Annotated in this window: 13 protein-coding genes and 3 pseudogenes; 6 read left to right on the top strand and 10 right to left on the bottom strand. The window is 66.2% G+C overall.

What is annotated here, in order from left to right; genetic code table 11:
* Positions 1 to 31 precede the first annotated feature (31 nt).
* Both FG95_RS13200 and kduI read left to right on the top strand, forming a co-directional pair.
* Positions 32 to 2188, top strand: a complete 2157-nt coding sequence (locus FG95_RS13200) for a hypothetical protein (protein WP_152567648.1) — start codon at positions 32 to 34, stop codon at positions 2186 to 2188.
* Between the two features lie 107 nt (positions 2189 to 2295).
* Entirely contained in the window at positions 2296 to 3138 is an 843-nt protein-coding gene (kduI, locus tag FG95_RS13195) for a 5-dehydro-4-deoxy-D-glucuronate isomerase (protein ID WP_037556463.1), read from the top strand.
* A 30-nt stretch (positions 3139 to 3168) separates the two neighbouring features.
* On the opposite strand, the gene FG95_RS20945 is transcribed toward kduI, so the two are convergent.
* The 5 genes and pseudogenes from FG95_RS20945 to FG95_RS21365 all read right to left on the bottom strand — a co-directional run.
* Positions 3169 to 3801 carry a glycoside hydrolase family 97 catalytic domain-containing protein gene (locus tag FG95_RS20945; protein ID WP_200880204.1) on the bottom strand — a complete coding sequence of 211 codons (633 nt, stop codon included), beginning with the start codon at positions 3799 to 3801 and terminating at the stop codon, positions 3169 to 3171.
* Between the two features lie 108 nt (positions 3802 to 3909).
* A pseudogene (locus FG95_RS21255) lies at positions 3910 to 3987 on the bottom strand (hypothetical protein); the annotation flags it as partial.
* Between the two features lie 83 nt (positions 3988 to 4070).
* A pseudogene (locus tag FG95_RS20940) lies at positions 4071 to 4634 on the bottom strand (glycoside hydrolase family 97 N-terminal domain-containing protein); the annotation flags it as partial.
* 72 nt (positions 4635 to 4706) lie between these two features.
* Positions 4707 to 4973 (bottom strand): hypothetical protein, encoded by a 267-nt coding sequence (locus tag FG95_RS20935; RefSeq protein WP_052182360.1) that lies wholly within the window; start codon positions 4971 to 4973, stop codon positions 4707 to 4709.
* 40 nt (positions 4974 to 5013) lie between these two features.
* Positions 5014 to 5610: pseudogene (locus FG95_RS21365) on the bottom strand (cupin-like domain-containing protein); the annotation flags it as partial.
* A 4-nt stretch (positions 5611 to 5614) separates the two neighbouring features.
* Between FG95_RS21365 and FG95_RS19940 the strand changes: the two are divergent.
* The 3 genes from FG95_RS19940 to FG95_RS13170 are packed head-to-tail and all read left to right on the top strand — an operon-like array spanning position 5615 to position 7620.
* Positions 5615 to 6007, top strand: coding sequence for a substrate-binding domain-containing protein (locus tag FG95_RS19940; RefSeq protein ID WP_235211558.1), 393 nt, complete (start codon positions 5615 to 5617; stop codon positions 6005 to 6007).
* Between the two features lie 33 nt (positions 6008 to 6040).
* On the top strand, positions 6041 to 7207 hold the full coding sequence (locus FG95_RS13175) for an iron-containing alcohol dehydrogenase (RefSeq protein ID WP_037556458.1): 1167 nt from the start codon (positions 6041 to 6043) through the stop codon (positions 7205 to 7207).
* Positions 7208 to 7209: 2 nt separating this feature from the next.
* Entirely contained in the window at positions 7210 to 7620 is a 411-nt protein-coding gene (locus FG95_RS13170) for a GNAT family acetyltransferase (RefSeq protein WP_037556456.1), read from the top strand.
* Here FG95_RS13170 and FG95_RS13165 read toward each other — a convergent pair.
* The 4 genes from FG95_RS13165 to FG95_RS13150 form a co-directional block, all read right to left on the bottom strand.
* Positions 7598 to 8020, bottom strand: coding sequence for a GFA family protein (locus tag FG95_RS13165; RefSeq protein WP_037556454.1), 423 nt, complete (start codon positions 8018 to 8020; stop codon positions 7598 to 7600). The two genes, FG95_RS13170 and FG95_RS13165, sit on opposite strands and share 23 nt — an antisense overlap.
* Before the next feature lie 204 nt (positions 8021 to 8224).
* Positions 8225 to 9127 (bottom strand): aldo/keto reductase, encoded by a 903-nt coding sequence (locus FG95_RS13160; RefSeq protein ID WP_037556452.1) that lies wholly within the window; start codon positions 9125 to 9127, stop codon positions 8225 to 8227.
* A 3-nt stretch (positions 9128 to 9130) separates the two neighbouring features.
* Positions 9131 to 9973, bottom strand: coding sequence for an amidohydrolase family protein (locus FG95_RS13155; protein WP_037556450.1), 843 nt, complete (start codon positions 9971 to 9973; stop codon positions 9131 to 9133).
* A gap of 83 nt (positions 9974 to 10056) precedes the next feature.
* Positions 10057 to 11691: a sulfatase-like hydrolase/transferase gene (locus FG95_RS13150; RefSeq protein WP_235211557.1), complete on the bottom strand. Its 1635-nt coding sequence runs from the start codon at positions 11689 to 11691 to the stop codon at positions 10057 to 10059.
* Between the two features lie 118 nt (positions 11692 to 11809).
* Between FG95_RS13150 and FG95_RS13145 the strand changes: the two genes are divergently transcribed.
* Entirely contained in the window at positions 11810 to 12433 is a 624-nt protein-coding gene (locus FG95_RS13145; RefSeq protein ID WP_052182357.1) for a TetR/AcrR family transcriptional regulator, read from the top strand.
* A 4-nt stretch (positions 12434 to 12437) separates the two neighbouring features.
* Here FG95_RS13145 and FG95_RS13140 read toward each other — a convergent pair whose 3' ends face one another.
* Positions 12438 to 14174, bottom strand: a complete 1737-nt coding sequence (locus FG95_RS13140) for an arylsulfatase (protein WP_235211556.1) — start codon at positions 14172 to 14174, stop codon at positions 12438 to 12440.
* Between the last annotated feature and the right edge of the window lie 136 nt (positions 14175 to 14310).

Here is a 14310-nt window from a genome sequence, read left to right as displayed (position 1 = left end):
ACGTGAATGCCGGAACAAAAAGGAGGATGACTTGAACAGAAAACGGATGTTCGCGGCGCTCGGGTTGGCGACGGCTTTGACCGCCGGCAGCTTCGCCCTCGCGGGCGCGGCGCACGCGCAGACGGCGGCCACGGTTCTCAACCAGCCCGGCAAGGCATTGCCCGGCGGCGTCCGCGCCACGCGAACGCGGGATAAGGTGACGATCGACTGGCCATCGGCGCAGGATGAGCGCTCGCAGCTCATCCTGTCACTCGACCCGGGCAAGCCGCTGATCGAGGCGGTCTCGATCGCCGGCAAACCGGTCCTCGGCGGCGTCGATCCCGCCGGCGTGGTCACCGTCGGCACGCGCGACCTCAAGCAGGGCTGGACGATCTTTTTCGACAACCCCCGCAAGCGCCCGTTCGAAAGCTTCCCGCTCACGCTGGCGCGCAGCGACATCAGCGTGCGGGCGGAGGGCGGCAATACCAGGGTGATAGTCGGCGGCGCCGCTGCCGGGCCCTTCTCAGGCACCTATGAATTCACCATCTACCCCGGCTCACGGCTTGTCCGCGCCGCGATGGTGATGTCGACCGCGCGCGAGGCCACCGCCTACACCTTCGATGCCGGTCTCGGCGTCGCATCCTCGGCCGCCTTGCCGTGGCGCTCGATCGCCTTCACCGACACCAGCGATACGATCGTGCGCAAGGAAGGCGATGCTTCGCGGGGACCCGCAGTCTCGCCCAAGGTGCGCGCACGGATGATCGTCGCGGAAGGGCCCACCGGCGGATCGCTCGGCATCGTCCCGCCGCCGCACCAATTCTACTACCCGCTCGATTATGCCAACAACGACAATTCGGCCTGGTACGGCAACGACTATCGCAACCTCGACGGCCGCACGAGCTTCGGCGTGCGCCAGACGCTCGAGGGCGACCGGCGCTATGTGCCGTGGGTCAACGCACCGCCGGGCACGATGCAGGACATGGGCGTGTTCCTGCTGCCTGACAGCGGCGATGCGGCCAGCGTCACCAAGGCTGCGCTCGCCTATACCCGCGGCGATCGCTTCAAGGCGCTCGAGGGGCACCGCACCTTCACCAGCCACTATCATGTCGAGCACACCGAAGCCTATCTGAACACGCAGCGCTTCCAGCAATCGACGGCAGTGCCCGACGGGCTCGAGGCGCCCGAGTTCGTCAAACGCTTCAAGAACATGAACGTCGAGATCGTCCACCTCGCCGAGCTTCACCTCGGCCGCGAGGCGCTCGATCGCGCCGGCGACCGGCTGACTTTGCTCAAGACGATGCACGCGGAGACCGCGCGGCTGTCGGACGACAAGCTGTTGCTGCTCCCGGGCGAGGAGCCCAACGTTCATCTCGGCGGGCACTGGATCAGCTTCTTCCCGAAGCCGGTCTATTGGACGCTCGACCGCAAGGAAGGGCAGCCCTTCGTCGAAAATGATCCCAAGCTCGGAAAAATCTATCATGTCGGCTCGCAGGAGGATGTCCTGAAGCTGATGCAGGACGAGAAGGGTCTGATGTGGACCGCGCACCCGCGGATCAAGGGCTCGCTCGGCTTCCCCGACAAACACAAGGACACGCCCTTCTTCAAGAGCGACCGCTTCCTCGGCGGGGCGTGGAAGAATATGCCGGTGGACTATTCGCAGCCGCGCCTCGGCTGGCGCGTGCTCGACACGCTCGACGACATGAACAATTGGGCGGCGAAGCCGTCCGAACGCAAGTTCACCCCCGGCGAGGTCGATGTGTTCCAGCTCTCCGACGAGAGCGAGCTCTATGCGCATATGAACATCAACTATCTCCGCCTCGACGGGCCGCTGCCGCGCTATTCCGATGGCTGGCAGAGCGTGCTCGACGCGCTGCGCGGGGGGCGCTTCTTCACCACCACCGGCGAGGTACTGATCCCCGAATTCACGATCGACGGCGCGAAGAGCGGCGGGGAAGCCGCCTTTGGGCGGAATACGACGGTGCGTGCGAAGATCGAATGGACCTTCCCGCCCGCCTTCGCCGAGATCGTCAGCGGCGACGGCAGCAAGGTCTATCGCGAGCGCATCGACCTCACCGGCGCCGCCCCTTTCGGAAGCCGCACGATCGAGAAGCGCCTCGATCTCAGCGGCCGCAAATGGGCGCGCATCGAAGTGTGGGACGTCGCGACGAACGGCGCGTTCACGCCCCCCGTCTTCCGGAAAACGAAATAGCCCTCCCCCCTGCCCGTGCAGTCGTCAGCGCATCCCCTCTGACGACTGCACGCGGCCCTTTTGAATCGGAGCGGGCTCGCGCCGGTCCGGTCCTTCTTGGAGCAACCATGTTCGATCGAACCTATTATGCCACCCATCCCGACATGATGGTGGGCGCGTCCAATGACGAGCTGCGCGATCGCTATCTCATCCAGAATCTGTTCCGTCCCAACCAGTGCGTGCTCAACTATACGCATGCCGACCGGCTCGTAATCGGCGGCGTGCTGGTCGATAGCGGAAGCGTCAAACTACCCGACCAATCGGAGCCGGCGTCGGCAGCCGGCCACCCGTTCCTTGAGCGGCGCGAACTCGGCATCGTCAATGTCGGTCGGATCGAAGGAACCGTGACCGTCGATGGTGAGCTGTTCGTGCTCGGCGCGAAGGACAGCCTGTATGTCACAATGGGCGCGAAAGACGTCCGCTTCTCCGGTAACGGCGCGCGCTTCTATCTCGCCTCGTCCCCCGCGCATCGCGCCTTCGATACACGCAAGCTGCCGCTCGCCGACGCCAAGATGCTCGCGCGCGGCAGCCTGGAGACGGCCAACGACCGGACGATTCACCAGCTCGTCATCCCCGGCGTGTGCGACAGCGCGCAGCTGGCGATGGGCCTGACGATCCTCAAGCCGGGAAGCGTGTGGAACACGATGCCGCCGCATGTGCACGAACGCCGGAGCGAGATCTATTTCTACTTCGATCTCGACGATCCCGAGCAGGACCGGGTGATGCACTTCATGGGCCAGGCCGACGCCCCCCGCCATATCGTCATGACGGACGGCGAGGCGGTGATCTCTCCGCCCTGGTCGATCCACATGGGCGTGGGGACCAGCGCCTACGCGTTCATCTGGGTCATGGCCGGCGAAAACCAGGACTATGACGACATGAACATCCTCGACATCTGCCAGCTTCAGTAAGAGCGGCATTCGCCGATCGTCCCGGCGACCCTAGTCCACGCGGCGGAACCGGATGGCCGTGCCGCCGCCGGGCGCGAGGCGCAATGTCAGCGTGTCGCCGCTGGTGACCATGCGTTTCTCGATCGTCAGCGCGCCCGGGTTGCTGCGATAGTCGGCGGCGGGGCCGTCGGCGTAGATTTGCGCCTCGTACCGCGCGCCCGGCGCGAGGAAAGCCAGCGGCTGCCGCAATTCGCGCGTCTCTTCGTCGCCGATAGCGCCCTGCAGCGTCCTCGACTGCTCCCAGTCGGCAGGGACGTCGCGGCTGAACCGGAAGGCGTCGGGGCGCGCCTCGTAATTTTCGGGGAGGTCGGCGGCCATCTGGATCGGCGAATAGATGACGACATATTCGGCGAGCTGGGTCGCGAGCGTCGATTGGCCGATCAGCTTGACCCCCTTCGCCTTGCCGTAGCGCATGATCTCCGCCAAATCGAAATCGGGATAGGCGCGAGTGAAACTGAACTTGTCGCCATTGGCGATCCAGTCACCGTCCCAGCCCTCGTTCCATCCCTCGACGAGCACGCCCTCGAAGCCGTATTTGGCAGCGAAGTCTATGTGTCGCTTCACGTTGGCGGTGTTCGCGCCATGTTTGGGGCCGCTGCCCCAGGTCGATTTCTCTAGGTGCATTTCCCACCAGATGCCGACATATTTGCCGGGCTTGAACCATTGGCCGATGCCCGGAACCTTGCTCGGCTCATTGAGGTTGAGCGTGATCCGGCTGTCGGCGAGCGCGCCGGGCGTTTCGCCGACGAGCACGGTGCGCCACGGTGTCGTGAACGGCCCCGTTTTTTCGCAAGTATGCCGTCGGGCCATGGCATCAGCCACGCATTATAGGTGCCCGCGCCGTCGCCCCGAAGCAGCATCGAGGGGAAGTCTACGAGCGCGGCTTCGTGGAAGCTGAGATAGAGTCCGTTGTCGCCCTTCAGCGTCAGCGGGGTTTCGGCGAGCGTGACGCGCCGCGCGTCGGTCTGTTTATAGAGATATTCGTCGCGTTCCTGCCCCAACCCTTCATACCACCAGGCCTGATACGCCCCGACGGTGCGGAACTGGCTGTGGTCGGCGACCACCGACACCGACTGCCCGGCGGGGATCGCGCGATAATCATAACGGAAACCGAAGCCATCGTCGAAGAGGCGGAAGGTCACGCCGACCGCCCGGTTGAGCGGCGTATCGCCCGCGAGCGTTACCGACAGCTGGTTGTGATTGTCGCGGATCAGGCGCTGTTCGCCCCACGGCTGTTCCCACGTCGTATCGACCGCGCTTCGCTCCGCATCGGCGATTGCCGCGAAGCGGGGATCGGCCTCGCCCGCGAAGCGCAGCCCGAGGCGCGACGGCGCGATGACCGTCACGTCGCCGCGCGTCACTTGATAGCGCGCCTCGCCATTTTCGACCGAAACGCACAGCTCGAGTATCTTGCCGGGGGATTGCGCACATTCGCGCGCCGCGGCGGGCGAAGCCATTGCGAGCATCGAGAGGCCGAACAGGGGAAGCGTCTTCAGGATCATAGTGTCTCTCATGCTGGGGGAAGGTCGTTATGTCCGGAAAGCCGCCGTCAACTGCCGCCGCAACGCCGCGCGCGGCGGCGAGCGCATCGCGCCGAGCGCGCCGCGAAGCGCCTCCGGGATATGCACCGCGGACAGTTCGGGATCGCCGAACACATGGGTGTCGAACATTGCGCGCCAGTAAGCGCGTTCCCCGGGCGGCAGATCCCGGAGCGCGAGCAGCGCCGCGAGGAAGACATTGTTCGGCTTTTCGACGCCCGTTGCCGCATCGCCCCACCCAATAATTGACCATCGCATTATAGGGATCGAGCGAGGCGACATGGTGCCACCAGTAGCGGGGAATGAAGATCGCATCGCCGGGATCGAGCGTCGCGACGCGCGCGGCGGCGAGCGCATCGCGAAACCGCGGGAAACTGTCGAAATCGGGGTTCTCCGGATCGACGAGCGACAGCGGCGGCGGATTATCGAGCGGCCCGATATAGAGGTTCGCGACCTGATCGGGCGGGAACGGGAGGAAGCGCCGCCGTCCCGCGATCACGCAGGCGAGATTATGGTCGCGGTCGTTGTGCGTCTGGGTCTTTACCGCGCCGCCGAGCCACAGCTTGGGCCCGACATCGGCGGGCAACAGCGGCATCGGGTTCTGGCGGACGAAATCGGGCAGCGCGCCGGCGAGCGGCAGCATCTGGATCGCGAGCGTCGGGACATCTTCGCGTCCGATCAATCCTTCGATCCGCGCCAGCGTATCCCGCAGCGGCGCCTGCCGCTTGGTAAAGGTGAATTCGCGCAGGTCGGTGCGATAGGCGAAGCGGCCGCGCGCCCGCGCGGGCGCCTCCATCACCGGCACGGGCACCCCGCGGTCCATGCCCGCCAGATAGGCGTTGAGGCGGCCGGGCGAATGGCGCCCGGCCGCCAGCGCGACCCAGTCGTCGAACAACCCCTTGACGACGACAGGCGTTTCAGACGCGACGAGCGCGGCGAAGTCGGCGGGCGCGGGCGCCCCGCACGCCGCGATGCGCGGCAAGCCGTCGAGCGGGGAATGCGGCGCCGGGCTGCGATCGAGGCGCGCGGGTTCAGCCATGCGCGGGCTGCAGGAGGCGCGCGAGACAGGCATCGTGCGTCGGCTGGCGCAGCACCGCTTCGCGCACGTGTCGGTCGTCGGCTATGACGACATGCTGCTCGCGCGGCTCAGCACCCCCGCGCTGACGACGATCCAGCAGGATACGCTGGAGGCGGGCCGCCGGCTGGTATCGCAGGTCATGGATCCGCAGGCCGAACAATATCTTGATTATTTGCCGACGCATCTGATTGTGCGCGAATCCTGCGGCGCCTGACGCGCGCCGTCAGATCGCCAAGGAGATGGTCCGTTGAGTGTCGCCAGCATTGCCCTGCCCCGCATCCTCCGCATCGGCGGCGGCGCGTCGAAACAGCTGCCCGAAGTGCTCGCGAGTCTGGGCCTCTCGCGGCCGCTGATCGTGACCGACGCCTATCTCGTCAGCAGCGGGCGCGTCGCCGAATTGACCGACGGGCTGGCGGCGGCGGGGATCGCCGCGCGCGCGTTCGCCGAGACTGTGCCCGACCCGACGGTGGCGTCGATCGATGCCGGGGTCGCGTTCCTGATGAAGGGCGAGCATGACTGCGTCGTCGGCTTCGGCGGCGGCAGCCCGCTCGACAGCGCGAAGGCGATCGCGCTGCTCGGCCTCCACGGCGGGGCGATGGCCGACTATAAAGCGCCGCATGTTCAGGACACGCCGGGGCTGCCGGTGATCGCGATCCCGACGACCGCGGGCACGGGGTCGGAGGCGACGCGCTTCACGATCATCACCGACGAGGCGACCGACGAGAAGATGCTGTGCCCGGGGCTCGCTTATCTGCCCGTCGCGGCGCTGGTCGATTATGAGCTGACCTTTACGAAGCCCAAGCGGCTGACCGCCGATACGGGGATCGATTCGCTGACGCATGCGATCGAGGCCTATGTGTCGAAGCGCGCGAACCCGTTCAGCGACGGCATGGCGCTGCTCGCGATGCGCGCGATCGCACCCAATTTGCGCCGCGTATGTGCCGACCCGATGGATGCGGCGGCGCGCGAGGCGATGATGCTGGGCGCGACGCAGGCGGGGATCGCTTTCTCGAACAGCTCGGTCGCGCTGGTCCACGGGATGAGCCGGCCGATCGGTGCGCATTTCCATGTCCCGCACGGGCTGTCGAACGCGATGCTGCTGCCGGCGGTGACGGCGTGGTCGGCGCCCGCGGCGCTCACCCGCTATGCCGACTGCGCGCGGGCGATGGGGGTCGCCGATGAGGCCGAGGGCCACCAATCGGCGGTGGCGCGGCTGCTCGATGAACTCGCGGCATTGAACCGCGAGCTCGAGGTGCCGGGGCCGGCGACGTGGGGGATCGACGCGGCGCGCTGGGAGGGACTGGTCCCGACGATGTGCGCGCAGGCGGCAGCGTCGGGATCGCCCGCGAACAACCCGCGCGTGCCCGATGCCGAAGAGATGGCGATGCTCTATGGGCAGGTCTGGGCAAGCTAGCGATGGAAATCCGGCGCTATGCGGCATCCGACTTCGACGAGGTGAAAACGCTTTGGGAAGAGGCGTTTCCGAACGATCCGCCGTGGAACCGCGCCGACGTCGCGATCCCCGCCAAGCTCGCTTTCCAGCCTGACCTGTTTTTCGTCGCGCTCGACGGAGGCGCGGTGATCGGATCGGTGATGGCGGGTTACGACGGGCATCGCGGCTGGCTCTATTCGGTGGCGGTGCGGCGAGCGTGCAAGCGCGGCGGCGTGGGAACGGCACTCGTCCGCGAAGCCGAACGGGCGCTGCACGCGCTGGGATGCGAAAAGATCAACCTGCAGGTCCGCGCGGCGAACGAGGCGGTCGTCCAATTCTATCGCGCGCTGGGATATGCGGTCGAGGACCGCATCAGCCTCGGCCGGCGGCTTTAGGGTCGGGATTGCGCAGATGCTCGATCAGCGGCAGATCGAGCCACGCGTGGCGCTGCTCGGCCCATACGGCCTGTTCGGGCATCGGAAAGTCAGGATCGGCAAACGCCCCCGCCGCGACGCCGATCAGGTGCGGAAGCCGGTCGGGCTCCCACCACAGCGACGATCCGCAGTCGGGGCAAAAATGGAAGGATACGTCGCGGCCGCTGGCCGACGGGCGCTTGAAAGCCTTGGCGCCCGCGACGGGCAATGTCACACGCTCGCGGGGAAAAAAGGCCGCGACGCTGAAGAGCGATCCGGTTCGCCGCTGGCAATCGAAGCAATGGCAGAGCGATACCTTCGCCGGATCGCCGGTGCAGATGAGGACGAGCTTGCCGCAGTGACAGGAGGCGGTGCGTTCCATGATCCGAAGGCATATCACCGCGCGGCAAGCAAACAAGACGCGCCGATCGCCCCGCCATCGCCGCTTCGTTCATTGACCTGTAAGCTGCACCCTGCTTAAGCGCGCTCGCCCCGCCTCCCGCTCTCCTACGTCTCGATGTGGAGGCGGGGCATCTCTTTCAAAAATCTCATCATTGCGGGTCCGGCAAACCGTCAGGCGTAGCCCTTATGGGAGTCGCTCTCCCATCGCGATTTGCAGCACCGCATACCATTCGGCGCGCGTCCAGCGCGGGATGAACGCCTGCGGAATTTCCCTGATCCGTTCGACCTTCTGCGTGCCGACGATCGGGATCGGACGCGCGGGGTGCGCCATCACCCAGCTATAGGTCGCCGCAGCGCGCGAGACGCCATGTTCAGCGGCTTTCGCGTCGAGCAGCGCGGCGACCGCCTGCCCGCGTTCGTCCGCCGGATCGCCAAGGCGGCCGCCGCCAAGCGGCGACCAGGCGAGGAAGGCCATGCCCTGCTCCATCGACTGGTCGAAAAGGCCATCGAAGAGCGGGGCGAGGTGAAGCGGCGAAAATTCGCTCTGGTGGCTGACCAGCGGGACGGGAAGGAAGCGAGCGAGCGCCGATGTCTGCGCGGGCGTGAAGTTGGAGACGCCGATTGCCCCGATCTTTCCAGCGCGGTGCGCCTCTTCGAGTGCGCGGGCGACCTCCTGCGGGTGGGCGAGCAGGTCGGGGCGGTGGATCTGCCACAGCTCGACCCGGTCGGTACGCAGGCGGCGGAGCGAAGCATCGATCGCCGACGCCATATAGGGCGCGCTGCTGTCATAGGGCACGCCCGGGATGATCCCGCCCTTCGTCGCGAGAACCATCGCGTCGCGCAATCCGGGAGCGTCGGCGAAGACCTCGCCGAGTAGGGTTTCGGCCGATCCGAAGCCGCCGGGCGCGTCGAAGCCATAGATGTCGGCGGTGTCGAACAGCGTCACACCCGCCTCGAACGCCGCGTCGATACGCGCGCGGGCGATGGCGAGGTCGACGCCGGCGAAGCGCCACATGCCCCAGGCGATGGGCGCGACCCCGTGCCCGGCGATATCCACAGGAGCGGGCGCGGGAAGATGGACCGCCATCGGTCAGAGCCCGAGCAGCTTGCGCGCGTTGCCCGAACGGATTTGCGCGCGCTCCTCGTCGGTCAGGTCGAGCTTCGCGAAGGCCTCGAGCGTCTTGGGCAGCGAAATTTGCGGGAAATCCGAAGCAAGCAGCACATGGTCGACCCCGACGTTGCGGATCGTCCAGACATATTCCTCCTCGATCGGCGAGTCCGCCGCGAGGATCACGCTCGCCGAAATGTCGAAATAGATATTGTCGGCGAAGAGATTTTCGGCGGTGCGCGCGAGCGCGAGGATATTCCAGAAACGGAAGCCGAGCCCCCCCATATGGCCGAAAATGAACTTCGTCTTCGGCGCCGCAAGCGCGAGGTTGAAGAGTTTCTCATTGTCGCTGGGGACGATGCTGGCATTGTCCATGACGACGATCAGCCCCTTATCCCCCGCATGCTTGACGAGCGTCAGCACGCGCGGGTCGGCGGCGTCGAATTTCTGGGTGTGCGGGTGGATCTTGAGCAGGCGGACGCCGCGCGCGGCGACGCGGTCGACTTCGGCGAGCGCGGCGTCGCCGTCATAGGGGTGGACGGTCGTAATGGGGATCATGTCGGGGTTCTTCGCGGCGAGCGCGATCAGCGCGTCGTTGCGCTGGGCTATGTCGGCGGGATTGCCCGCAAGCGCCTGATTGGGACCGCCGAACCACATCGCGCCGAAGGCGTCGACCGACTGGCCGGCGGCTTTCAGCTGCGCCCGATATTCGGCGAGCGACGCCGCGCCCTTGTGCAGGTGAACATGGGTGTCGACGACGGCGCTCTGCGCGAGGACGGAAACCGACGGTGTAAGCAAGGCGATCGAAAGCAGCAGGGCTCGCATGATGTCTCCAGTGCGCGAGGGGAGGAATGTCCCCGACCTGCCACAAAGGATGCGCGCCGCCAATTACCTCGGCGCGGCGGACCTCAATTGGTCCAGTAAATATAGTCCTGTCCGTCCTTCCACGGCGCGTCGAGCGGCACGTCGATCCGCACCGGCCCTTCGACCAGCCCCGGCCAGATCGGCTTGGCCATGCCCTTGTTCTGCGCCTCGATCATCGCGCTGAGTTCGGCGACGCGCCGCGGATCGCGCGCGGCGAGATCGTGGCGTTCGGTCGGGTCGGTCGCGAGATTGTAGAGGCGCGCCTTGTCGGGTCGCTTCGTCACCTGCAATTTCCAGTCGCCCGCGCGCACGGCGCGATAGTCGCCCGAACGCCAGAACATCGCGGGGCGCTTCGCGGGGCCGGCGAGGATATTTTCGCTGTCGATCGTCCGATCCTGCGGCAGGTTTGCGCTGGCGGCCGCGGCGATCGTCGCGAAAATGTCGAGATGGCCCGTGACATCGGTCCGCTGCGTGCCCGCCGTGATCGCCGCTGGCCAGCGCATGAACAGCGGCGTCCGGATTCCGCCTTCGAAGAAGGTCGCCTTCCAGCCGCGGAACGGCGCGTTCAGGTCGGGCATGCCATTATACCAGGCGCCACCATTGTCGCTGGTGAAGATGACGAGCGTATTGTCGTCGATCCTCGTCTCTTTGAGCTTTGCCATCACGTCGCCAATGCGGCGGTCGAGCTGCGCGATCATCGCGCCGTAAACGCGCGTCTTGTGATCCTTGATCTGCGGCAGCCGGCCGTAATCGGCCTTGGTCGCCTGGAGCGGCGTATGCGGCGCGTTGAAGGCGAGATATAGGAAGAAGGGCCGGTTCTTATTCGCCTCAATCGCCTCGATCGCCTCATCGGCGAAATAGTCGGTCATGTGCCCCTTCGGATGAAAGCGCTTGCTGCCGTTGAAGGTGACCGCGTGGCGGAGGTTCGCCCAGATGAAGCGGTCGATCGGGTCCCACGACAGCTTGGCGTTGACGCTGTCCGGATCATCCTCGGGCAGGAACATCGCGGCGCCCGCGAGGATCGCGAGGCTTTCGTCGAAGCCTTGGCGCTGCGGCTGCAGCTGCGGCGCTTCGCCGAGATGCCATTTGCCGATGTGGAGCGTGTGATAGCCCGCCGCCTTCACCGCCTCGGCGATGGTCACTTCGTTCGCCGGGACGCCCATGTCGGGATAGGCGGGAATGTCGGGGGTGATCAGTTCGTCGTGGAAGATCGCGCGGTGCGGCCCGACGCCTTCGCCGTGCGCGAGGTTCTCGGCGAACTCGACCGGCACCGCCGTATATTCGAAGCCGAAGCGCGTTGGATAGCGCCCCGTCATCATCGCGGCGCGCGACGGCGAGCAGGTCGCGTTCGCGGCATAGGCGGTGGTGAAATCGACGCCTTCGCGTGCGAGCGCGTCGATGTTGGGTGTCTTGACGACCCCCGCCACCCCGCCGCCGTTGAGGCTGATGTCGTTATAGCCGAGGTCGTCGGCGACGATCAGTATGATGTTCGGCGGGCGCTGGCCCTCCGGCGCCTGGGCCGGTCCTTGCTGCCAGGCGACCGCGCGGTTCGGCTGCACCGGATCGTTCCAGTCCTGGAGGATGCCGGGGATGCGATATTTATTCGCCTCATACGCCCAATATCCGCCGGCGCCGGCGAGCAATAATGCGGAGAGGGCCGCCCATCTCTTCTTCATCATCTTCACCCATATCGCGTGTCAAATTGCCGCAAAAACAATTGACACTATATGTGTCACTATATTGGCCGGGACGCAAGATCGTTTGACCCCGGCGCCAAGTCGGGCCAGCAGGGGTGCCATGGCGACAGGGCTGGGAAAATCGAGCGCGCAACAGGTCGCATCGCCGCGGGTCGACGGGCGCCGCGAACGCGGGCGGTCGAGCCATCGGCGCATCGTCGAGGCGATGATGGAGCTGATCGTCGGGGGCGACCTGTCGCCGAGCGCGGCGCGCGTCGCCGAGGAAGCGGGCATTGGGCTGCGCACCGTGTTTCGCCATTTCGACGATATGGACGCGCTTTATGCCGAGATTACCGCGACGATCACCGAAGAGGTGATGCCGGTGGTGATGGCGCCCTATCCCGACCAGCCGTGGCGCGACAATATCCGCGAGCTTGTCGGCCGCCGCGTGCGGGTGTTCGAAACGACGCTGCCCTTCCGCCTCGCCGCCAATATCAAACGCTATCAGTCGCCCTTCCTGATGGGACAATATAGCCGCGTCGTGATGATCGAGCGCGAGTTGATCCTGCGCCTGTTGCCGGCCGCCGTGCGCGCCGACCGGATCGGCGTCGAAGCGCTGTGCGCCGCGCTGTCCTTTCACAGCTGGCGCACGCTGCGCCACGACCAGAGCCTGTCGGCCGAGGAAGCGGGCACGGTGATGGGGCGGATGGTCGAGGCGCAGATGGCGGCGATCGCCGCCGACTGAATGCCTATCTGCGTGCGCGGAGCCGGCGGCGCAGACCCCAGATCAGACCCGATAGCAGGAGGGCGAACGCGCCCACCCACAGGCCGAAGCGGATCAGGCGCGGCTTGCCCTGCTGTTCGAAGGCATAACGGTTGATCTGTTCGTCGGCGGTATAGCCCGCGGGCATGTCGAGCACGCCGTTCGCCTTCGCATAAGCGCGATAATCGGCCATCATCGTCTTGAAGCGATCGGGCTGGGCGGCGGCGAGGTCGCGCGTCTCGCCGGGATCGGTCTTGAGGTTGAAAAGCCGCCACTCGCCGTCGCCGGTGGGCGGCAGATTGCGCACCAGCTTGTAATCGCCGCGGAACAGCGCCGCATTGCCCGACAGTTCATAGCCGAGCGGCGCGTCGCCGTGGACGCTTCCCGTGCCGCCCTTCAGCACCGGAACGAGGCTGCGACCCGTCACAGGCTCGACCGCCCTGCCCCGCCAGTTCCCGCCATGGCCGGACACGCCGGCAAGCTCGGTCAGCGTCGGCAAGATGTCGGTGACATGCGCCAGCCCGTCGCTGATCCCGCCCGCACGAATATCGGCATGGCCGGGCCAGGCGATGATCAGCGGGACGCGCAGCCCGCCTTCGGTCGCGCTGAACTTGTAGCCCGACAGCGGCGACGCCGCGGCGCTCGCCCAGCCGGGACCGATCGCCGAGAAACTGCCGCGCCGCCCGATGTTCGCGGTCGACAGGTCATATTGCATGCCTAGGAACAGCCGGTTACGCAGGCTATTGAACGGATTGGTCGGCTCGGCGCCATTGTCCGAGAGGAATACGAAGATCGTATTGTGATAGTCGCCGGCCGCCTTGAGGTGCGCGACGAGGCGACCAACCTCACGGTCCATCGCGGTCGCCATGCCGGCATAGGCCTGCATCACGCGCACCGCTGCGGCGCGCTCTTCGTCGCCCAACTTCTTCCAGTCGGGCGTCGTCGGCATGGTGACCATCGGCACACCCGAAGGCACGATGCCGAGCGCCGCCGCGCGTTTCGCGCGCGCTTCGCGGAGTGCGGTCCAGCCGTCGCGATACATCGCCGAATAGCGCGCGATGTCGCTGTCGGGCGCCTGCACCGGAATATGGTTGGCGAGGAAGTTGATCGAGGCAAGGAAGGGTTTGCCGCTCGCGCGCCCCTCCTCGATATAATCGATCATCCGCTGGACGACGAAGCGCGACGAATAATAATCGCTCGGTAGAGTCGCTGGTTTGCCGTTCTCGGTCCAGTTCGCCTTGTCGTACATGCCCTCGATCGGACGCTGTTCGAAATTGTCGGCGCCCGCGTCGGCCAAGCTGAAGGCGCGGTCGTAGCCCCGCGCGTGCGGCAGCCGCGTGCCGTCGCTGCCGAGATGCCATTTGCCGGTAAGGTAGGTGCGATAGCCCGCCGCCTTCAAAAGCTCACCGATCGTCACGACGCGGTGATTCATCACCGTGTCGTAACCGGGCTTGCCGCGATGTTCGTCGGGGATCGTCTCGGGCATGTTGCCGAGGCCGTTTCGGTGGTTCATCACCCCCGTCTGCAGCATGGCGCGCGACGGCGAGCAGGACCCCGCGACATGGAAATTCGAGAAGCGCATCCCGGCATAAGCGAGCGCGTCGATATTGGGGGTCGCGAATTCGGCGCCGAAGGAGCCGACGTCCGAAAAGCCCCAGTCGTCGGCGAGCAGGATAACGATGTTCGGACGGCCCGGCGTAGGCTTTTCGGGCTGCGCCTCCACGGGAAAAGCGCCGATCAGGGCGGCGATGGCGATGATGGCAGCACGCCGGGACCCGCCTATGCGACCCAGCCTAGTGGTCCTCCAGCGTACTGCCATCACTCCCACCCCCTCGGGATATGGCACTTACTATGTCAAT

It is taken from the genome of Sphingopyxis sp. LC363 (genome assembly GCF_000756385.1).
GTDB lineage: Bacteria > Pseudomonadota > Alphaproteobacteria > Sphingomonadales > Sphingomonadaceae > Sphingopyxis.
Note: the sequence above shows the minus strand (reverse complement) of the source record. Positions and strands in the feature narration are given on the sequence as shown.